General features: G+C 72.2%; 19 protein-coding genes. 9 read left to right on the forward strand and 10 right to left on the reverse strand.

Annotated elements, in window-relative coordinates; translation table 11 throughout:
* The first annotated feature begins 24 nt into the window (after nt 1-24).
* Nucleotides 25-831 (forward strand): phosphate ABC transporter ATP-binding protein, encoded by an 807-nt coding sequence (locus E0F75_RS17990; RefSeq protein WP_229312721.1) that lies wholly within the window; start codon nt 25-27, stop codon nt 829-831.
* Nucleotides 832-976: 145 nt separating this feature from the next.
* Here E0F75_RS17990 and E0F75_RS17995 read toward each other — a convergent pair whose 3' ends face one another.
* The 3 genes from E0F75_RS17995 to E0F75_RS18005 form a co-directional block, all read right to left on the reverse strand.
* Nucleotides 977-2,632, reverse strand: coding sequence for a phospho-sugar mutase (locus E0F75_RS17995; RefSeq protein WP_187623517.1), 1,656 nt, complete (start codon nt 2,630-2,632; stop codon nt 977-979).
* 267 nt (nt 2,633-2,899) lie between these two features.
* The gene (locus tag E0F75_RS18000) at nt 2,900-3,703 is read right to left on the reverse strand and encodes a purine-nucleoside phosphorylase (protein WP_187623518.1); all 804 of its coding nucleotides are present in this window, start codon (nt 3,701-3,703) and stop codon (nt 2,900-2,902) included.
* A 210-nt stretch (nt 3,704-3,913) separates the two neighbouring features.
* On the reverse strand, nt 3,914-4,351 hold the full coding sequence (locus E0F75_RS18005; RefSeq protein WP_187623519.1) for a gamma-glutamylcyclotransferase: 438 nt from the start codon (nt 4,349-4,351) through the stop codon (nt 3,914-3,916).
* 226 nt (nt 4,352-4,577) lie between these two features.
* Between E0F75_RS18005 and E0F75_RS18010 the strand changes: the two genes are divergently transcribed.
* On the forward strand, nt 4,578-6,017 hold the full coding sequence (locus E0F75_RS18010; RefSeq protein WP_187623520.1) for an NAD(P)H-quinone dehydrogenase: 1,440 nt from the start codon (nt 4,578-4,580) through the stop codon (nt 6,015-6,017).
* A gap of 248 nt (nt 6,018-6,265) precedes the next feature.
* Nucleotides 6,266-7,192: a DeoR/GlpR family DNA-binding transcription regulator gene (locus tag E0F75_RS18015; protein ID WP_055603827.1), complete on the forward strand. Its 927-nt coding sequence runs from the start codon at nt 6,266-6,268 to the stop codon at nt 7,190-7,192.
* Nucleotides 7,193-7,271: 79 nt separating this feature from the next.
* Here the strand turns inward: E0F75_RS18015 and E0F75_RS18020 are convergent, their stop codons facing one another.
* Together E0F75_RS18020 and E0F75_RS18025 are read right to left on the reverse strand one after the other, a co-directional pair.
* Nucleotides 7,272-7,817, reverse strand: a complete 546-nt coding sequence (locus E0F75_RS18020) for a TetR/AcrR family transcriptional regulator (protein WP_187623521.1) — start codon at nt 7,815-7,817, stop codon at nt 7,272-7,274.
* A 101-nt stretch (nt 7,818-7,918) separates the two neighbouring features.
* Nucleotides 7,919-9,673, reverse strand: a complete 1,755-nt coding sequence (locus tag E0F75_RS18025; protein WP_187623522.1) for a biotin carboxylase N-terminal domain-containing protein — start codon at nt 9,671-9,673, stop codon at nt 7,919-7,921.
* A 373-nt stretch (nt 9,674-10,046) separates the two neighbouring features.
* Between E0F75_RS18025 and E0F75_RS18030 the strand changes: the two genes are divergently transcribed.
* Nucleotides 10,047-10,484 carry a hypothetical protein gene (locus E0F75_RS18030; protein ID WP_187623523.1) on the forward strand — a complete coding sequence of 146 codons (438 nt, stop codon included), beginning with the start codon at nt 10,047-10,049 and terminating at the stop codon, nt 10,482-10,484.
* 89 nt (nt 10,485-10,573) lie between these two features.
* Here the strand turns inward: E0F75_RS18030 and E0F75_RS18035 are convergent, their stop codons facing one another.
* From E0F75_RS18035 to E0F75_RS18040, 3 genes are all read right to left on the reverse strand, one after another.
* Nucleotides 10,574-11,179, reverse strand: coding sequence for a nucleoside triphosphate pyrophosphatase (locus E0F75_RS18035; protein WP_187623524.1), 606 nt, complete (start codon nt 11,177-11,179; stop codon nt 10,574-10,576).
* A gap of 25 nt (nt 11,180-11,204) precedes the next feature.
* Nucleotides 11,205-11,333: a morphogenic membrane protein MmpB gene (mmpB, locus tag E0F75_RS40050; RefSeq protein ID WP_266968684.1), complete on the reverse strand. Its 129-nt coding sequence runs from the start codon at nt 11,331-11,333 to the stop codon at nt 11,205-11,207.
* 104 nt (nt 11,334-11,437) lie between these two features.
* The gene (locus E0F75_RS18040; protein ID WP_187623525.1) at nt 11,438-12,106 is read right to left on the reverse strand and encodes a TetR/AcrR family transcriptional regulator; all 669 of its coding nucleotides are present in this window, start codon (nt 12,104-12,106) and stop codon (nt 11,438-11,440) included.
* A gap of 37 nt (nt 12,107-12,143) precedes the next feature.
* Here E0F75_RS18040 and E0F75_RS18045 point away from each other — a divergent pair, with 37 nt between their 5' ends.
* On the forward strand, nt 12,144-13,562 hold the full coding sequence (locus E0F75_RS18045) for an MFS transporter (protein ID WP_187623526.1): 1,419 nt from the start codon (nt 12,144-12,146) through the stop codon (nt 13,560-13,562).
* A gap of 88 nt (nt 13,563-13,650) precedes the next feature.
* Here E0F75_RS18045 and E0F75_RS18050 read toward each other — a convergent pair whose 3' ends face one another.
* A complete protein-coding gene (locus E0F75_RS18050) occupies nt 13,651-13,863 on the reverse strand; it encodes an acyl-CoA carboxylase subunit epsilon (protein ID WP_150266697.1) in 213 nt (70 codons plus the stop codon).
* A gap of 33 nt (nt 13,864-13,896) precedes the next feature.
* On the reverse strand, nt 13,897-15,489 hold the full coding sequence (locus E0F75_RS18055) for an acyl-CoA carboxylase subunit beta (protein WP_187623527.1): 1,593 nt from the start codon (nt 15,487-15,489) through the stop codon (nt 13,897-13,899).
* Between the two features lie 134 nt (nt 15,490-15,623).
* On the opposite strand from E0F75_RS18055, the gene E0F75_RS18060 reads away from it, so the two are divergent.
* The 4 genes from E0F75_RS18060 to E0F75_RS18075 all read left to right on the forward strand — a co-directional run bounded on the left by E0F75_RS18060 (nt 15,624) and on the right by E0F75_RS18075 (nt 20,064).
* On the forward strand, nt 15,624-16,469 hold the full coding sequence (locus E0F75_RS18060; protein ID WP_187623528.1) for a biotin--[acetyl-CoA-carboxylase] ligase: 846 nt from the start codon (nt 15,624-15,626) through the stop codon (nt 16,467-16,469).
* A 311-nt stretch (nt 16,470-16,780) separates the two neighbouring features.
* A complete protein-coding gene (locus E0F75_RS18065) occupies nt 16,781-17,923 on the forward strand; it encodes an adenylate/guanylate cyclase domain-containing protein (protein ID WP_187623529.1) in 1,143 nt (380 codons plus the stop codon).
* A 60-nt stretch (nt 17,924-17,983) separates the two neighbouring features.
* Nucleotides 17,984-18,778, forward strand: a complete 795-nt coding sequence (locus E0F75_RS18070; protein ID WP_187623530.1) for an enoyl-CoA hydratase/isomerase family protein — start codon at nt 17,984-17,986, stop codon at nt 18,776-18,778.
* A gap of 80 nt (nt 18,779-18,858) precedes the next feature.
* A complete protein-coding gene (locus E0F75_RS18075; protein ID WP_229312720.1) occupies nt 18,859-20,064 on the forward strand; it encodes a GGDEF domain-containing protein in 1,206 nt (401 codons plus the stop codon).
* Nucleotides 20,065-20,185: the final 121 nt, after the last annotated feature.

The following is a 20,185-nucleotide window of genomic DNA, read 5'->3' on the forward strand; positions in this document are numbered from 1 at the left end:
GTCGACACCGTCACCCTGCCGCCCGTGCCGGACGGCGGCACGACGGCCCCGTCCCGGGCCGCCGCCCTCGAAGCCGACTCCGTCTCCGCCTGGTTCGGCGACCGCAAGGTCCTCGACCGGGTCTCGCTCGCCATGCCCGCCCGTGAGGTCACCGCCCTCATCGGCCCCTCCGGCTGCGGCAAGTCGACCTTCCTGCGCATCCTCAACCGGATGCACGAACTCACCGGCACCGCCTCGCTCGCCGGCCGGGTCCTCCTCGACGGCGCCGACATCTACGACCGGGGCCGTCGCATCACCCACGCCCGCCGCGAGATCGGCATGGTCTTCCAGAAGCCCAACCCGTTCCCCGCGATGTCCCTGTACGAGAACGTCCTCGCCGGACTGAAGCTCGGCGGCATCCGGGCCGGCAGGGAGGCCAAGGACGACCTCGTCGAGGAGTGCCTGACCCGGGCCGGCCTCTGGAACGAGGTCAGGGACCGGCTGCGGCAGCCCGGCGGGGCGCTCTCCGGCGGCCAGCAGCAGCGCCTGTGCATCGCCCGCTCGCTCGCCGTCCGCCCCCGCGTCCTGCTGATGGACGAGCCCTGCTCGGCGCTCGACCCGACCTCCACCCGGCGCGTCGAGGAGACCATCGCCGAGCTGAAGTCGGAGGTCACCGTCGTCATCGTCACCCACAACATGCAGCAGGCGGCCCGCGTCTCCGACTCCTGCGCCTTCTTCCTCGCCGAGCAGGGCACCCCCGGCGTGATCGTCGAGCAGGGACCCACCGAGACGGTGTTCGGCTCCCCGACCGACCCGCGCACCGCCGACTACGTCAACGGCCGCTTCGGCTGACGGGCCGGGAGGGCTCGCCCCGGGCGTACGCCCCCGGCGTGCGGGAGTCGTCTGGCGTCATGTGCCGTACGGGGTTCACCCGGACGGCCGAAGGGCCGGTACGGAGACTCCGTACCGGCCCTTCGACCGTGGCTCTCGCGGCGGATCAGAGTCCGGCCGCGGCCGACAGGTCCCGCTTGATCGCCACCAGCACCTCGTCGGCCGTCGCCCGCGCAGGCGCGAGGTCGACCGCCGCGGCGACCGGCACCACGACCTCCAGGTAGCACTTGAGCTTGGGCTCCGTACCGCTCGGGCGGACGATCACCCGGCCCTTGTAGTCGCCCTCCAGGTGGTAGCGCAGCCCGTCCGTCGGGGGCAGCGACTCCGTGCCCTTCGTCAGGTCCTCCGCCGACACGACCGTCAGACCGGCGAGCGAGACCGGCGGCCGCTCGCGCAGCGCCGTCATGGCGTTCGCGATGATGCTCAGGTCCTCGACCCGCACCGACAGCTGGTCCGTGGCGTGCAGCCCGTGCGCGATCGCCAGGTCGTCGAGCAGGTCGGTCAGCGTCCGGCCCTGCTCCTTGAGCACCGACGCCAGCTCGGTCACGAGCAGCGCCGCCGTGATGCCGTCCTTGTCGCGGACGCCCTCCGGGTCGACGCAGTAGCCGAGCGCCTCCTCGTAGCCGTACCGCAGGCCCTCGACGCGGGCGATCCACTTGAAGCCGGTCAGCGTCTCCTCGTGGCCGACGCCCGCGGCCTCCGCGATCCGGCCGAGCAGCGAGGACGACACGATCGACTCGGCGAACACGCCCGTCGCGCCCTTGTGCACCAGGTGTGCGGCGAGCAGCGCACCCACCTCGTCGCCGCGGAGCATCCGCCAGCCGCCCACGACGGTCGCGTCGGGCACGGCCACGGCGCAGCGGTCGGCGTCCGGGTCGTTGGCGATGATCAGGTCGGGGTCCACGGCCCGGGCCGCCTCGAAGGCGAGGTCCATGGCCCCCGGCTCCTCCGGGTTCGGGAACGCGACCGTCGGGAACGCCGGGTCGGGCTCGGCCTGCGCGGCGACGAGCGCGGGCGGCGGGAAGCCGGCCCGGGCGAAAGCGGCCGTCAGGACGTCCTTGCCGACGCCGTGCATGGCCGTGTAGACGGTCCGCGCGGTGCGGGGGGACCCGGGGGTCAGGACGGCGTCCGTACGCTCCAGGTAGGCGTTCAGGACCTCGTCGCCGAGGGTCTCCCAGCCGGCCTCCGGGCGGGGCACGTCGTGCAGCGAGCGGATCGCGTCGATCTCGGCGGCGATCTCCGCGTCGGCGGGCGGCACGATCTGCGAGCCGTCGCCCAGGTAGACCTTGTAGCCGTTGTCGCGCGGCGGGTTGTGGCTCGCGGTCACCTCGACGCCGGCGACGGCGCCCAGATGCCTTATGGCGTACGCGAGGACGGGCGTCGGCAGCGGGCGGGGGAGGAGCGCGGCGCGCAGGCCGGCGCCGGTCATCACGGCGGCGGTGTCGCGCGCGAAGTCGGCCGACTTGTAGCGGGCGTCGTAGCCGACGACGACGAGACCGCCCTCCTGGCCCTTCGCCCTGAGGTACGCGGCGAGGCCGGCGGCGGCGCGGATGACGACCGAGCGGTTCATCCGCATGGGCCCGGCGCCCAGCTCACCGCGGAGCCCGGCGGTGCCGAACTGGAGGGTGCCGCTGAAACGGGCGGCGAGCTCGTTGCTCGTGCCGGCGTCGATGAGCTTCGCGAGTTCCTCGCGGGTCTCACTGTCGGGGTCCTCGGCGAGCCAGGCCTTGGCCCGGGCGAGGAGGTCGTCGTCCTGCGTCACGGTGTGCCTTTCGGGGGGAGGCGAGCGGCGGGTGGGTGCGGGGTGGGCCGCTGCGCGGAGCTTTTCCCCACCCCGCCCCTTCCCGAACCGGGGCTCCGCCCCGGACCCCGCGCCTCAAACGCCGGCGGGGCTGGAAAATCCAGCCCGCCCGGCGTTTGAGGGCACGGCCGCAGGCCGTACGGGGGTCCGGGGGCAGAGCCCCCGGTTACGGGAAGGGGCGGGGTGGGGAAAGAGGCCCCGCGCAGCGGCCCCGGCGAGCCGGGAGGCTCAGATCCGGTCGAGGACGCTCGTCAGGAGCTCGCCCATGCGGGCGGCCGAGTCGCGGCCCGCCTGGAGGACCTCCTCGTGGTTCAGCGGCTCGCCCGAGAGCCCCGCCGCCAGGTTGGTGACCAGGGAGATGCCGAGGACCTCGGCACCCGCCTCGCGCGCGGCGATGGCTTCGAGGACGGTGGACATGCCGACCAGGTCGCCGCCGAGCACGCGGACCATGTTGATCTCGGCCGGGGTCTCGTAGTGCGGGCCGGGGAACTGCACGTAGACGCCCTCTTCGAGGGTCTCGTCGACCTCCTTGCACAGCGCGCGCAGCCGCGGCGAGTACAGGTCGGTGAGGTCGACGAAGTTCGCGCCGACGATCGGGGAGGCGGCCGTCAGGTTGAGGTGGTCGCTGATGAGGACCGGCTGGCCGGGGCGCATGCCCTCGCGCAGGCCGCCGCAGCCGTTGGTCAGGATGATCGTCTTGCAGCCGGCGGCGACGGCGGTGCGGACGCCGTGGGCGACGGAGGCGACGCCGCGGCCCTCGTAGAAGTGGGTGCGGCCGAGGAAGACGAGGGCGCGCTTCTCGCCGATCTTGTACGAGCGGACCTTTCCGCCGTGGCCCTCGACGGCGGGCGGCGGGAAGCCGGGCAGGTCGGTCACCGGGAACTCGGCCTCGGGGGCACCGAGGGCGTCGACTGCGGGCGCCCAGCCCGAGCCCATGACCAGGGCGACGTCGTGGTTCTCGACTCCGGTCAGCTCGCGAAGACGTGCGGCAGCGGCCTCGGCGGCCTCGTACGGGGTGGCAGTTGCGTTCACTGACTCTCTCGCCTCGGGGAGGGGGGTCCGAGGCTGGCCCCGGACGGATTTGATACGCGCAGAAGCGTAGCCGGAGTTTGCCTACGCGCGTAGATGACGATGCCGACGGACATGCGATCGTTGTCTTGTCGTTTCCGACGAATGGCACAAGGGAGGAGTCACCTTCGTCCCTCGGTGGTTCCCACACCCCCGGCCGATTTCGCACCGGCCTCAGCAGGGACGCTTGCGCAACTCCATCACGTAGTCGTGCGGCGCGCCCGCCGACTCGGCCGCGTCGGCGACCTCGCCCAGGTACCGCGCCGACGGCAGCCCGCCCTCGTACGCGTTGAGGACGTACAACCAGGCCGGCTCCTCGCCGTCCAGGGTGTGCACCCGGACCCGCATCCGGCGGTAGATGTCGAGCCCGACGCCCTCCCAGCGGTCCATGGATTCCTCGTCCATCGGCGCGATGTCGTACAGCGCCACGAAGACCTGGGAGCGCGGGGCCTCCACGATCGTGGCCAGCGCGCCGTCCCAGCCCATCTGCTCGCCGCCGAAGGTGAGCCGCCAGCCGTTGAGCCAGCCGGTGCCGCGCAGTGGGGAGTGCGGTGCGCGGCGGCTCATCAGCCGCGCGTCGAGGTTGCCGGCGAAAGCGGCGTAGAGCGACATGGGACCGAGGGTACGGGAGGGGGTGGGGTGTCCGGAGAACTCCGAGGTGGGGGCCGTGGGGTGCGTCCACGGGGCGCGTGCACCCCTTCGGAGGCCCCGGCGTGAGGCCGCGCCGGGCGTGCGGGAGAATGGGGTACGCACTTGAAGCGTGCGGGACAATGGCGTACGCACTGCATCCCAGCGGGGGGACCCCCCGGCAGAACGAGAGCGCGAGGCGTAGATCCCAGTGACCCGGATCGTGATCATCGGCGGCGGACCCGGCGGATACGAGGCGGCCCTGGTGGGCGCCCAACTCGGCGCGGAGGTGACCGTCGTCGACTGCGACGGCCTCGGCGGCGCGTCCGTCCTGACCGACTGCGTTCCCTCCAAGACCCTGATCGCCACCGCCGAGGTGATGACCACCTTCGACTCCTCGTACGAGGAGCTCGGCATCATCGTCGCGGACGACACCCCGCACGTGGAGCAGGCCGCCCGTGTCGTGGGCGTGGACCTCGGCAAGGTCAACCGGCGGGTGAAGCGCCTCGCGCTCGCCCAGTCGCACGACATCACCGCATCCGTCACCCGGGCCGGCGCCCGGGTGCTGCGCGGCCGCGGCCGGCTCTCCGGCCGGCAGGCGATGGACGGCTCCCGCCAGGTGATCGTCACGGCCGCCGACGGCACGGAGGAGACGCTGACCGCGGACGCCGTGCTGATCGCGACCGGCGGCCACCCGCGCGAGGTGCCGGACGCCAAGCCGGACGGCGAGCGCATCCTGAACTGGACGCAGGTCTACGACCTCAAGGAGCTCCCCGAGGAGCTCATCGTGGTCGGTTCCGGTGTGACGGGTGCCGAGTTCGCCGGTGCCTACCAGGCCCTCGGCTCCCGGGTGACCCTGGTGTCCTCCCGCGACCGCGTGCTCCCCGGCGAGGACCCGGACGCCGCCGCCGTCCTGGAGGACGTGTTCCGCCGCCGCGGCATGAACGTCATGGCCCGCTCCCGCGCCGAGTCCGCCAAGCGGGTCGGCGACCGGGTCGAGGTCACCCTCGCGGACGGCCGGGTCATCTCCGGCACGCACTGTCTGATGGCGGTCGGCGCGATCCCGAATTCGGCCGGAATGGGCTTGGAGGAGGCGGGGGTCAAACTGAAGGACTCCGGTCACATCTGGACCGACAGGGTCTCCCGTACGACCGCCCCCGGCGTGTACGCGGCGGGTGACGTGACCGGTGTCTTCGCGCTCGCCTCGGTGGCCGCCATGCAGGGCCGTATCGCGATGTACCACTTCCTCGGCGACGCGGTGGCCCCGCTCAACCTGAAGACCGTCTCGTCGAACGTCTTCACCGACCCCGAGATCGCCACCGTCGGCTACACGCAGGCCGACGTGGACGCGGGCAAGATCGACGCCAAGGTCGTCAAGCTGCCGCTGCTGCGCAACCCGCGCGCGAAGATGCAGGGCATCCGGGACGGCTTCGTCAAGATCTTCTGCCGTCCGGGCACCGGGATCGTGGTCGGCGGCTGTGTCGTCGCGCCGAAGGCGAGCGAACTGATCCATCCGATCTCGATCGCGGTCGACAACAATCTGACGGTCGAACAGATCGCAAATGCTTTCACCGTGTACCCCTCCCTGTCGGGTTCGATCGCGGAAGTGGCACGGCAGTTGCACACCCGGAAGTCCGCGGGCGAGGTCTGACACCCCCGGGGCAGTCCTCCGGTGCACGGCTCCCGCCTGCGGGAACGGTTCGCCGACTCGGACAACCCCCGGCAAGGCGGGGCATAGCCCTGGCGCACGACGGATCAACGGCGGGGTCTCCCATACCACTTGGAGGCCCCGTCTGTGTGCATCTTCTGCAATTCGGCGCATAGTGCTGAAAACTATCGGCCGGTCACGTTACTGTCAGTTTCGTGTTCGCTGCAGAACGTCGCCAGTTGATCCTCGAAATGGTGCGAGCCAATGGGGCCGTGTCGCTCCGCGAGCTCGCCCGCGTCGTCCAGACCTCTGAAGTGACCGTACGGAGAGACGTACGGGCCCTTGAGGCAGAAGGACTCCTCGACCGCCGGCACGGCGGTGCGGTGTTGCCGGGCGGATTCACGCGAGAATCCGGCTTCCCGCAGAAATCCCATCTCGCGACCGCGGAGAAGACGGCCATCGCCGACGTCGCCGCGAGCCTCGTCGAAGAAGGCGAGGCCATCGTCGTCGGCGCCGGGACGACCACGCAGGAGCTGGCCCGCCGGCTCGCCCGCGTGCCCGGTCTGACCGTGGTCACCAACTCGCTCCTGGTCGCCCAGGCCCTCGCCCATGCCAACCGGGTCGAGGTCGTGATGACCGGTGGCACCCTGCGCGGCTCCAACTACGCCCTGGTGGGCAGCGGTGCCGAGCAGTCGCTCCAGGGGCTCCGGGTCTCCCGCGCCTTCCTCTCCGGGAGCGGACTCACCGCCGAGCGCGGCCTCTCCACGTCCAACATGCTCTCCGCGAGCGTGGACCGGGCGCTGGTCCAGGCGGCGGCCGAGGTCGTGGTCCTCGCCGACCACACCAAGCTCGGCTCCGACACCATGTTCCAGACGGTGCCCACGGACGTCATCACCCGCCTGGTGACCGACGAGCCGCCCGCCCACGACGACCGGGCCGCCACCGAGCTCCAGGCCCTCGCCGACCAGGGTGTGCAGATCGCCGTCGCCGGTACGGGCGCCGCGGGCGGGCCCACGGGCGGTGACCAGGTCCCCCCGGGCGCCCGGCCCCGCCGTGACATGCCGCTCCCGGTGCAGCGCGGCCGGATGGCGGCGGGTCAGTTCCGGGGACCGGGCGGAGGGATGGCCGCCGAGACGCTGGAGCGCACGGCGCGGGTCGCGGACATGCGGCGCCGCTGAGCCGGGGGGCCCTCCCCCAGGGGTCCCGCGCTCCGCCGCCGAACCCTCCCTGCCCCAGCGGAAGTTGTCACTCGGTCCTTCAGTCCTTGATGCCCCGAAGCGTCAGCGCGAGCAGGCGGTCCGCCAGCTCCGCGTCCTCCGGGCACTGCTCCGCCGCCAGCGCGATCGCGTTGGTCAGCTGCATCAGGTCGCCGATCGACACGTCGGCGCGCACCTGACCCGCCTCCCTGGCGCGCCCGAGCAGCCGCTCGCCCGCCGCGCGCAGCGGCTCGCTGCACTGGGCGAGCGCCGAACTCCGGTCGTACGAGGCGGACATCAGCGCGTGCGCGAGCCCCCGATACTCGCCCGCGTGGGCGATCAGAGCCCGCAGCCACTCCACGAGCGCCCGGCACGGTTCCTCTGCCTCGGCCAGTTCTCCCGAGCGGTGCAGGAGCTCCGCGAGGGCCTCCTGGAAGACCGAGCTGAGCAGCTCGGCCCGGGTGGGGAAGTGGCGGTAGAGGGTGCCGATGCCCACGCCCGCGCGGCGCGCGACCTCTTCGAGGGGCGCGTCGGCGCCCTGTTCGGCGAAGGTGGCGCGGGCTTCGGTGAGCAGCCGCTCGTGGTTGCGTCGTGCGTCGGCTCGCATGGCTGGTGGATCACCCTCCCCTCGACGAAGGGCCCGCAGGCGGCTGCCTGCGGGCCCTTCGTACGGTACTCGGTGACCGTGGCCGGTCCCGGTGCCGTCGGTCAGTCCTTGATGTCGCAGATCGCGGCGCCGGAGGTGATCGAGGCGCCGACCTCGGCGTTCAGGCCCTTGACGGTGCCGGAGCGGTGCGCGTTGAGCGGCTGCTCCATCTTCATGGCCTCCAGGACGACGATCAGATCGCCCTCCTTGACCTCCTGGCCCTCCTCCACCGCGACCTTCACGATCGTGCCCTGCATCGGGGAGGCGAGGGTGTCACCGGAGGCGGCGGGGCCGGACTTCTTGGCCGCGCGGCGCTTCGGCTTCGCACCGGCCGCGAGGCCCGTGCGGGCCAGCGTCATGCCGAGCGAGGAGGGCAGCGAGACCTCGAGACGCTTGCCGCCGACCTCGACCACGATGGTCTCGCGGCCGGACTCGTCCTCGTCGGCGTCGGCGCCGGCCGGGGCGAACGGCTTGATCTCGTTGACGAACTCCGTCTCGATCCACCGGGTGTGGATCCGGAACGGGTCGGCGGTGAACGCCGGGTCGGTGACGACCGCCTGGTGGAACGGGATGGCCGTGGCCATGCCCTCCACCTTGAACTCGGCGAGCGCACGCGCGGCCCGCTGCAGGGCCTGCTCGCGGCTGGCGCCGGTGACGATCAGCTTGGCCAGGAGCGAGTCCCAGGCCGGGCCGATGACGCTGCCGGACTCCACGCCCGCGTCCAGACGGACACCGGGGCCGCTCGGCGGGGCGAAGAGGGTGACGGTGCCGGGGGCGGGCAGGAAGCCGCGGCCCGGGTCCTCGCCGTTGATACGGAACTCGAAGGAGTGACCCCGGATCTCCGGGTCGCCGTAACCGAGCTCCTCGCCGTCGGCGATCCGGAACATCTCGCGGACGAGGTCGAGGCCGGTGACCTCTTCGGTGACGGGGTGCTCGACCTGCAGACGGGTGTTGACCTCCAGGAAGGAGATCGTGCCGTCGGTGCCGACGAGGAACTCGACCGTGCCGGCGCCGACGTAGCCGGCCTCCTTCAGGATCGCCTTCGACGCCGCGTACAGCTCGGCGTTCTGCGCCTCGGTGAGGAACGGCGCGGGGGCCTCCTCGACGAGCTTCTGGTGCCGGCGCTGCAGCGAGCAGTCACGCGTGGAGACCACGACCACGTTTCCGTGGGAGTCGGCCAGGCACTGCGTCTCCACGTGCCGCGGCTTGTCCAGGTAGCGCTCCACGAAGCACTCGCCCCGGCCGAACGCGGCGACGGCCTCACGCACGGCGGAGTCGTACAGCTCGGGGACCTCTTCCAGCGTCCGCGCGACCTTCAGACCGCGACCGCCACCACCGAAGGCGGCCTTGATCGCGATCGGCAGCCCGTGCTGCTCGGCGAACGCGACGACCTCGTCGGCGCCGGAGACCGGGTCGGGCGTACCGGCGACGAGCGGGGCTCCGGCGCGCTGCGCGATGTGACGCGCCGCCACCTTGTCGCCCAGGTCGCGGATCGCCTGCGGCGGCGGGCCGATCCACGTCAGACCGGCGTCCAGGACGGCCTGCGCGAACTCCGCGTTCTCGGAGAGGAACCCGTAGCCGGGGTGGATCGCGTCCGCGCCCGAGTCCTTCGCGGCCTGCAACACCTTCGCCATGTCCAGATAACTGGTCGCCGGAGTGTCACCGCCCAGAGCGAACGCCTCGTCAGCCGCCCGGACATGCAGAGCATCCCGGTCCGGCTCGGCGTACACGGCCACGCTGCCGATACCCGCGTCCCGGCACGCCCGGGCCACACGGACAGCGATTTCGCCACGGTTGGCGATGAGCACCTTGCGCACGATGGCTCCCTCCTTGAAACAAGCTGAGTTTAGGGACTGCCGACACGGCCTTTCGACCCGTCCCCAGTGGTGAGCTTGCCCACACGGAGCGTGACCCCGGGCCTGCTCGGGTCGTGAATTCCCTTGTCGCACCACGGTACGCAGGGTTCCTTTACGGCACAGTAGCTCCGAGGTGTGGCGCAGGTCTCTGTTCGTGCGGCCAGTCGCCATTCGGGTTTCTTTGTCGAGTCCCTACGAATGGCCCAACGATTCTTTGCCCTGCCGTCCGCCGTCGCCGGTCGTGCGCACACTCTTGTCCAGGGGTTTACCGGCCAGTAGCCTTCGCGCTGTCGATCGTACTGTCGGTAACAGTCGTATCCAGGGGGTGGCCGAGGTGGCCCGCAGACCGATAGCTCTCGTGACGGCGGCGGTGCTGTTCCTCGAAGCGCCCGGGATCGTCGCGATCAACGCGGTGATGGCACGCTTCGTCAAAATCCAGACGATGTCCCTCGACGGCATGGATCCCGACGCGATGTACACCGGCACCTGGGCGCTCGGCATCGCCTCCGGCGTCGCGCTCGCCCTCTGCGGCCTCGTCGCCCTCGTCGCCGGCATCCGTGACCGCCGGCCCGGGCGCGTCGGCCGGGGCCTGCTCATCGGCTGCGCGGTCGTGCACGGCATCCTCGGCGCGGTCACCGTCGGCCTGATCGGCTGGGGCGCGTTCGCCTTCATGATGCTCGTACTCGGCCTGATCGTGCTCACCCTCGTGGCGTACGGCAAGGGGTACGAGAAGGGCGCCGGGCCCCACGAGGGCGCACCGGCGCCCGCGTAGGCGCACGCGCGCCCGCGTAGGGGTAACGCACGCCGCGGAGGGGCACGCACGCCCATGGAGGGGCACCGGCGCGCCCGCGCGACGGCCCGTCAGGTCCAGAGGTCGGTGATCTGTACGCCCAGCTTCCGGAGCAGCGTGCGCAGCAGCGGCAGCGACAGGCCGATCACATTGCCCGGGTCGCCGTCGATGCCGTCGATGAACGGCGCCGAGCGCCCGTCCAGGGTGAAGGCGCCCGCCACGTGCAGCGGTTCGCCGCTCGCCACGTACGCCGCGATCTCGGCGTCCGTCGGCTCGCCGAAGCGGACCACGGTGGAGGCCGTCGCCGACTCGTAGCGCTTGGCGGCCGTGTCGTACACGCAGTGACCCGTCTGGAGGATGCCGACCCGGCCGCGCATCGCCTTCCAGCGCGCGGTGGCCTCCTCGGCGTCCGCCGGCTTGCCGAGGGCCTGCTTGTCGAGCTCCAGGACCGAGTCGCAGCCGATGACCAGTGCGCCGAACGCCTCGGGGCGGGCGGCGACATGGGCGGCCTTGGCCTCCGCGAGGGCGAGCGCGAGCTCGGCCGGCGTCGGGGCGTGCATCTTGTCCTCGTCGACGCCGCTCACGATCACCTCGGGGGCGAGCCCGGCCTGGCGGAGCAGGTTGAGGCGGGCGGGGGAGGCGGAGGCGAGCACGACACGGCGCGGATCAGCAGTCATGGGGGCAGCGTAGCCAGTCCCGGGCTCAGCGGGCGCTGACCACGAACATCGCCACCACCATCGCCAGGGCGAGCAGCACGCCCGCGCGACGGAGCTTCGCCTGCATGTCGCGCATGAACTTCGGCGGCTGATTCTTCGGGTCGGACCACAGCATGCCTCCGATCCTGAGGGCGGGGCGGGCGGGGCGCCTGAGTACGGATACTCAGGCGCCCCGGTGCCGAGGGACTATTCGCGGGCGAACGGAAGATCGCCTGAGGGCTACGCCCGGATGAACACCCCGTCCCGCGCCGCCGCGAGTGCCGCCGTGACCGCCCGTTCCGCCACGTCCGCCGTGATCTCCTCGCGGGTGACCGCGAAGCGGTAGTAGAGCGGCGCGGAGACGGCGCGGAGCAGCTCCGTCGGGTCCGTCTCCGCCGGGATCTCGCCGCGGGCCGCGCCCTTGGCGACGACGGGGGCCCATTCGCCGAGCCGGGTCCGGTAGAAGTCGGCGAGCGCGCGGGCGCAGTCCTCGTCGCAGGCGGCCGCCGCGATGACCGCGCGGAAGACGGCGCCCATCCGTGCGTCGGTGAGGGTGGCGCGGACGAGTGCGGCGTTGGTCCGCAGGTCGCCCTTGAGGCTGCCGGTGTCGGAGGCGGGCAGGGACTGCTCGGCCATGTCGTGCAGGAGGTCGGTGACCAGGCCGACGGGGGAGCCCCAGCGGCGGTAGACGGTGGTCTTGCCGACGCCCGCGGTCGCGGCGATCCGGTCCATGTTCAGGGCGTGGAAGCCGGTGTCGGCGAGTGCGTCCTGGGTGGCGTCGAGGACGGCCCTGCGGACCTTCGCGGTGCGGCCGCCGGGGCGCAGGGTGCCGGGCGAGGCCGGCTGGCTCTCAGTCAAATGGGTCTCCTGTTCCATTAACGCCATCGACTCTGCTACGGTACGGGACATCTTAACGGAACCAGTCTCCCATTAAGGGGTCGTACGCATGGTTGCCCTGGATCACCCCAAGCCCGTCGAACAGCCCACGGCCCCGTCCGCCGGGCCGGCGGACGCCCGAATGACCGGACGGATGCGGCTCGTCCTCGTCGTCCTCCTCCTCGCCCAGTTCATGCTCGCCGTCGACTTCTCGATCCTGAACGTCGCACTGCCCGTCATCGGTCAGGGACTCGGCTTCAGCCTCGGCGGCCTCCAGTGGATCGCCACCGCCTTCGCCCTCGCGGCGGCCGGATTCACCCTGCTCTTCGGGCGCGTCGCCGACCTCGTCGGCCGCCGCCGGCTCTTCCTCGGCGGCATGGCGCTCCTCGGCGTCTCCTCCCTCGTCGGCGGCCTCGCCACCGGCCCCGAGATGCTGATGGCCGCCCGCGTCGCCCAGGGCCTCGCCACCGCCGCCGTCACCCCCGCCGGGCTCTCCCTGCTCACCGCCTCCTTCCCCGAGGGCCCGCTGCGCGCCCGCGCGCTCGGACTCAACGGCGCCCTCATGTCCGCGGGCTTCACCACCGGCGCGATCCTCGGCGGCGTCCTCACCGACCTGCTCTCCTGGCGCTGGGCGTTCCTCGTCAACGTCCCGGTGGCCCTCGCCGTCCTCCTCGTCGCCCCCGCCGTCCTCACCGAGAGCCGCCCGGCCGTCCGCCCCCGCCTCGACGTGCCCGGCGCGATCACCGTCACCGGAGGACTCCTCGCCCTCGTCTACGGCCTGACCGTCAGCGGCGAACACGGCTGGACCGACCCGACCGCGCTCATCGCCCTCGCCGCCGGCGCCGCGCTCCTGGTCGCCTTCGTCCTCGTCGAACGCCGGGCCGCCGCCCCCCTCGTACCGATCCACATCCTCAAGCGCCGCACCGTCGTCTGGGGCAACCTCGCCGGGCTCGTCGCCTTCGTCACCGAGACCTCGCTGGTCTTCCTGATGACGCTCTACCTCCAGGACGTCCTCGACTTCTCCCCGCTCGCCGCCGGCCTCTCCTTCGGCGTCCTCGGCGCGGGCACGGTCCTCGGCGGGGTGTTCGCCTCCCGCTTCATCGGCCGCTTCGGCGCCCGTACCGCCCTGGTCTCCGGCGGCCTCCTCCAGGCCGTCGCGACCCTCTCCCTGTACGGACTCGGCGAGGGCCCGGGGAGCCTCTGGCTGCTCCTCGCGGCGACCTTCGCCGGCGGCATCGGCAACATGCTCGCGATCGTCGGCTTCATGGTCACCGCCACCTCCGGGATCCCCGACCACGAGCAGGGCACGGCGACCGGGCTCGCGACCATGACCCAGCAGATCGGCATCACCATGGGCACCCCGATCATGAGCGCCGTCGTCGTCACCGCGCCCGTGCTCCTCGACGGCATCGGCCTCGCGGTCCTCGTGAACGCGGCGATCGTCGCCGCCGGAGCCGTCCTGGCCGGCCTCTTCCTGCGCCGTACGTGACGGGTGGCGGGGGCAGCACCGAGCAGGACGTGAGAAGGGCCGGACCCCCACGGGGGGAGTCCGGCCCTTCTCGGCGTTCCACGACCGGCTACACCGGCCAGTACGACCGCGCCCACGCCCGCGGGCCCGGCCGGTGGCGCACCGACCGCGCGATCCGGGACGGGTCCGACCAGCCCTCCGGCACCGCCGGGCCGCCGCCCTCGGCGGACGCCGCCGCCGTCGCCGCGGCCCGTGCCTGAACCACCGCCAGTGCGGCGGCCAACTCCTCCGGGGTCGGGTTTCCTCGTACGACCTTGATCATGTCGACTCCTTGAAGGGTCAGGTCCGGGGAGGCCTAGAGCGGGATGTTGCCGTGCTTCTTCGGAGGCAGGGATTCCCGCTTCGTCCGCAGCTGACGCAGCCCCTTCACGATCTGCGGGCGCGTGTCCGACGGCATGACCACACCGTCGATGTAACCGCGCTCGGCCGCCGTGTACGGGTTGAGCAGGGCGTCCTCGTACTCCTGCATGAGCCGCGCCCGCTCCGCATCCTGGTCCTCGGCGGCGGCGATGGTGCGACGGTGCAGGATGTTGACCGCGCCCTGCGCGCCCATGACCGCGATCTGCGCCGTCGGCCACGCCAGGTTCAGGTCCGCACCCAGGTGCTTGGAGCCCATGACGTCGTACGCGCCGCCGAAGGCCTTCCGCGTGATGACCGTGATCAGCGGGACCGTGGCCTCCGCGTACGCGTAGATCAGCTTCGCGCCGCGCCGGATGATGCCGCCGTACTCCTGGTCCACGCCCGGCAGGAAGCCCGGCACGTCCACGAAGGTGAGGACCGGGATGTTGAACGCGTCGCAGGTGCGGACGAACCGCGCGGCCTTCTCGGACGCGTCGATGTCGAGGCAACCCGCGAACTGCATCGGCTGGTTCGCGACCACACCGACCGGGAAGCCCTCCACACGGCCGAAGCCGGTCAGGATGTTCGGCGCGAACAGCGCCTGCGTCTCCAGGAACTCACCGTCGTCGAGGACGTGCTCGATGACCTTGTGCATGTCGTACGGCTGGTTCGCCGAGTCCGGGATCAGCGTGTCCAGCTCCCGGTCCTCGTCCGTCACCTCGGTCTCCGCGACCTCCGGGAAGGTCGGCGGCTCGGAGAGGTTGTTCGACGGAAGGTAGGACAGCAGGGACTTCACGTACTCGATGGCGTCCTTCTCGTCCCCCGCCATGTGGTGCGCCACGCCCGAGGTCGCGTTGTGCGTCCGGGCGCCGCCCAGCTCCTCGAACCCGACGTCCTCACCGGTCACCGTCTTGATGACGTCGGGACCCGTGATGAACATGTGCGAGGTCTGGTCCACCATCACCGTGAAGTCGGTGATCGCGGGGGAGTACACCGCGCCGCCCGCGCACGGGCCGACGATCAGCGAGATCTGCGGGATCACCCCGGAGGCGTGGGTGTTGCGGCGGAAGATCTCGCCGTACATGCCGAGCGCGCTCACACCCTCCTGGATACGGGCGCCGCCGGAGTCGTTGATGCCGATGACGGGGCAGCCCGTCTTCAGCGCGAAGTCCATCACCTTGATGATCTTCTGGCCGTACGTCTCGCCGAGCGCCCCGCCGAAGACCGTGAAGTCCTGCGAGAACACGGCGACCGGGCGCCCGTCGACCGTGCCGTAGCCGGTGACGACACCGTCTCCGTACGGACGGTTCTTCTCCAGACCGAAGTTGGTCGACCGGTGCCGGGCCAGCTCGTCCAGCTCGACGAACGACCCCTCGTCGAGCAGCAGGGCGATCCGTTCGCGCGCGGTCAGCTTGCCCTTCGCGTGCTGCTTCTCCACCGCACGCTCCGAGCCGGCATGGGTGGCCTCGTCGATACGGCGCTTGAGGTCCGCGATCTTGCCTGCGGTCGTGTGAATGTCAATCTCGTACTGCTCTGCCGGCTCGGACATCGGGATGCGGCTCCCTGCCTGGTCACGGGGGGTTCGTTGACTACGAATGGGCTACTGCTCAGCTACTGAGCCGTAGCGTATCGACGCCGATACGGTTCGGCACTGCGGTCTTTGCCACACCTAGTCTGGCTTGCATGACGTCCTCCCAAGGCTCCGGCGGACCCTGGTCCGACCTCGACCGGCCCCCGCTGAACGCCCCCGCACTGCGCCGCGCCCTCGTCCTTCCCGACGGCCTGTGGACCTCGCTCGACGTGGTCACGAGCACCGGATCCACCAACAGCGACCTCGCCGCCCGCGCCGACGAGCTGCCCGAGGGCGCCGTACTCGTCGCCGAGGAGCAGACCTCCGGCCGCGGCCGCCTCGACCGCAGCTGGACGGCGCCCGCCCGCTCCGGGCTCTTCCTCTCCGTCCTCCTCAAGCCGGAGGTGCCGGTCCACCGCTGGGGCTGGCTCCCGCTGCTCACCGGCGTCGCCGCGGCGACCGGCCTCGCGAAGTCCGCCGGCGTCGACCTGTCCCTCAAGTGGCCCAACGACCTGCTGGTTTCCGTAGGAGGCGAGGAACGCAAGACCGGCGGCATCCTCGCCGAGCGGGCCGGCGAGGACGGCATCGTCGTCGGCCTCGGCATCAACGTCACCCTCCGCGAGGACGAACTCCCCGTCCCGGCGGCCGGTTCGCTGCTCCTCGCGGGCGCGGTCTCCACCGACCGCGACACCCTCCTGCGCGCCGTCCTGCGCTCCCTCGCCGAGTGGTACGGCGACTGGGTACGGGCCGACGGCGACCCCGTCGAGTCCGGTCTCCAGGCGGCCTACGCGGCCGGCTGCGCGACCCTCGGCCGCCGGGTCAGGGCCGAGCTGCCGGGCGAGCGGATGCTGGAGGGCGAAGCGGTGGCCCTCGACGGCGACGGCCGCCTGGTCGTGGCCACGGAGGGCGGCGGCACGGAAGCGGTCGGCGCGGGCGACATCGTCCACCTGCGGACGTAGGCGGCCGACGCCACGCCCCGTCGACCTCGGTGTGGGCGATCGTTCCGCCTGGGGGTCCCCCCTGGACGTAGTCCTTGGGGGAGAGACGGGTGGGCGCACCCCACCTGCGCGCGGCGCCCTCCGGATGCGTCGACCACCGGGGCCCTGCGCCCAAGGGGCCCCGCACGACCGGAGGGCCCGCACGACAGGCCCAGGAACACAGGCGGCAGCCGTTAAGGCGTGAGCCAAGCCACAGCTGTCGTATCGTGGACCGCGATCCAGGGCGACAGATCGGCAGGGCAAGTGGGCAGGGAACGGGCAGGAGGCGGCCGGTGACCGTCGACGACGAGAACGAGGGCCGCGCGCCCGAGCCTCCCGCGTACCCCACCCCCCATCACGAGGTCGACCACACGGCCGAGCCGAGCGACGATCCGCTCGCCATCCGCCTCGAACAGCTCATCCTCGGCGCGGACCGTCGCTACACCCCGTTCCAGGCCGCCCGCACGGCCGGCGTCTCCATGGAGCTCGCCTCCCGTTTCTGGCGCGCCATGGGCTTCGCCGACATCGGCCAGGCCAAGGCGCTCACCGAGGCCGACGTCCTCGCGCTGCGCCGGCTGGCCGGTCTCGTCGAGGCCGGGCTGCTCAGCGAGCCGATGGCCGTGCAGGTCGCCCGTTCCACCGGACAGACCACCGCCCGGCTCGCCGAGTGGCAGATCGACTCCTTCCTGGAGGGCCTCACCGAGCCGCCAGAGCCCGGCATGACCCGCACCGAGGTCACGTATCCGCTGGTCGAGCTGCTCCTGCCCGAGCTGGAGGAGTTCCTCATCTACGTCTGGCGGCGGCAGCTCGCCGCCGCCACCGGCCGGGTGCTCGTGCAGGCCGCCGACGACGAGGAGATGGTCGACCGGCGGCTCGCGGTCGGCTTCGCGGACCTGGTCGGCTTCACCCGGCTGACCCGCCGCCTGGAGGAGGAGGAGCTCGGCGAGCTGGTCGAGGCCTTCGAGACGACCTGCGCCGACCTGGTCGCCGCGCACGGCGGCCGGCTCATCAAGACCCTCGGCGACGAGGTGCTGTACGCGGCGGACGACGCCGGTACGGCCGCCGAGATCGCGCTGCGCCTGATCGAGACCCTCAGCCACGACGAGACGATGCCCGCGCTGCGCGTCGGCATCGCCTTCGGCACGGTGACGACCCGGATGGGCGACGTCTTCGGCACGACCGTGAACCTGGCGAGCCGGCTCACCTCGATAGCGCCGAAGGACGCCGTCCTCGTCGACGGCGCGCTCGCGGAGGAGCTGTCCAGGACGGGCGAGGCGCCCGTCTCGGAGACGCAGGCCGCCGAGGAGGCCGCCCGCGCGGAGAAGGAGGGCCGCCAGGCCGCCACGTACCGCTTCGCGCTCCAGCCGATGTGGCAGCGGCCCGTCCGCGGTCTCGGCGTCGTCGAACCCTGGCTCCTGACCCGCCGCCCGACCTAGGATCTCCCGTGAACGCCTGTTAACAGCCGTTAACAGGCTCTGAATCGGGAGGGTGCGGTCATGTCCGAGCAGCGCTTCGGTGAGTTCGTGGTGGTCCGGAAGGACGGGAACGGGCACGTCGCCGAGCTGGTCCTCGACCGGCCCAAGGCGATGAACGCCGTCTCCTCCGAGATGGCCCGCTCCCTCGGCGCCGCCTGCGACGCGCTCGCCGCCGACCCCGCGGTCCGCGTCACCGTGCTGACCTCCTCGAACGACCGCGCCTTCTGCGTCGGCGCCGACCTCAAGGAGCGCAACTCCTTCACCGACGCCGAGCTGGTCCGCCAGCGGCCGACCGCCCGCGCCGCCTACACCGGCGTCCTGGAGCTGCCCATGCCGACCGTGGCCGCCGTGCACGGCTACGCCCTCGGCGGCGGCTTCGAGCTGGCGCTCGCCTGCGACGTGATCGTGGCCGACGCGACCGCCGTGGTGGGTCTCCCCGAGGTGTCCGTGGGCGTCATCCCGGGCGGCGGCGGTACGCAGCTGCTGCCGCGCCGGGTGGGCGCGGCGCGCGCCGCCGAGCTGGTCTTCACGGCCCGCCGGGTGGAGGCCGCGGAGGCCCGTGAGCTGGGCCTGGTCGACCTCCTGGAGGAGGACGCGCGGACGGCGGCCCTGGAGCTGGCCGGCCGGATCGCGGCGAACTCGCCGGTCGGGCTGCGGGCCGCGAAGAAGGCCATGCGGCTGGGTCAGGGGCTGGACCTGCGGGCGGGCCTCGAGGTCGAGGACGCGGCCTGGCGTTCGGTGGCGTTCTCGGGGGACCGCGCGGAGGGTGTGGCGGCCTTCAACGAGAAGCGGAAGCCGAACTGGCCGGGTGAGTAAGTTTTACCGTTCTGCACCGAATGTCACTTACGGTGACGCCTCGAAGGTGAAAACGGATCAAACCTCCCTAAGCTGGAGGAATGGGTGAGGACGGACGGCTGCGGGCCGTAGTGGCGCTGGCGCAGGGGATGGCGGCGGCGCACACTCCACGCGAGTTCTGGCGGGCGGCGGCGCTCGGGTCCTGCGACGGGCTCGACGGCACCTTCGCCGCCCTCTCCGTCTGGCAGCGGGACCACGGACGCCTCAAGGTCCTGGTGAACGCCGGGGAGCGGGCCCTGGGCGAGGAGGAGTTCCCGGACTCGGAGACGTATCCGGTGCACCAGTTCCCCGAGATCACCGAGTTCCTGCACGAGCAGTGGGCGGGCGGCGGCGAGCCGGACGCCTGGGTGGAGACCGCCGAGGACCCGGTCCCGACGGGCCGGGTGGCCGGCCTGCGGCGGCGGGGGCGCGGCTGCTGCGTGGTCGCCCCGATCGTGCTGCACGGGCGCGCGTGGGGCGAGCTGTACGTGGCCCGCCCGCCGCAGGAGAAACCTTTCACCCGCGCGGACGCCGACTTCGCCACCGTGCTCGCGGCGGTGGTGGCGGCGGGCATCGCCCAGGCCGAACGCCTGGAGGAGGTCCGCAAGCTCGCGTTCACCGACCCCCTGACGGGACTGGCCAACCGGCGGGCCGTCGACACCCGCCTGGACGAGGCGATCGAGCGCTACCGGGTGGACGGCTCCGTGGTCAGCCTGATGGTCTGCGACCTGAACGGCCTCAAGCGGGTCAACGACACCCACGGCCACGCGGTCGGCGACCGGCTCCTCGAACGCTTCGGATCCGTGCTCTCTCGCTGTGGAGCCATGCTCCCCGGAGCCCTGGCGGCCCGGCTGGGCGGCGACGAGTTCTGCCTCCTGACGGTCGGCCCGACGGCGGACGAGGTGGTGGCGGTCGCGGAGGAGCTCTGCGTACGGGCGGCGGAGCTGGAACTCGGCGAGGGCGTGGCCTGTGGGGTGGCGTCCACGGGCGATCCGATCGGCCCGCTCAGGTCGGCCCGCCGCCTCTTCCGCCTCGCGGACGCGGCGCAGTACCAGGCGAAGGCGGCCCGCTCGTCGAAGCCGGTGGTGGCGGGCCGCGACGGCACGGTCGTCCGCCTGGCCGACGCCCCACCGGGAGCCCGAGACCGCCGCCGCTTCAGGGACGCGCCACCGGTGGACCCGCCTGGGCCGGAACCGGCTGGGACGGAATCGCCTGGGACGGAATCGCCTGGGACGGAATCGCCTGGGACGGAATCGCCTGGGATGTGAGGGGCGGGGGTGAGGTGTCTGGCGCGGGGGTTTCGGGTGGGGTGCGGGTGCGGCCGCCCTCTTTCCGAGTGTGGCGGCCTCCGCCACCGCGTCAAGGGCGCTCCCTGCGGTCGCGTCGCTG

The sequence above is a fragment of the Streptomyces sp. CB02980 genome (genome assembly GCF_014451325.2).
Classification (GTDB): Bacteria; Actinomycetota; Actinomycetes; order Streptomycetales; family Streptomycetaceae; genus Streptomyces.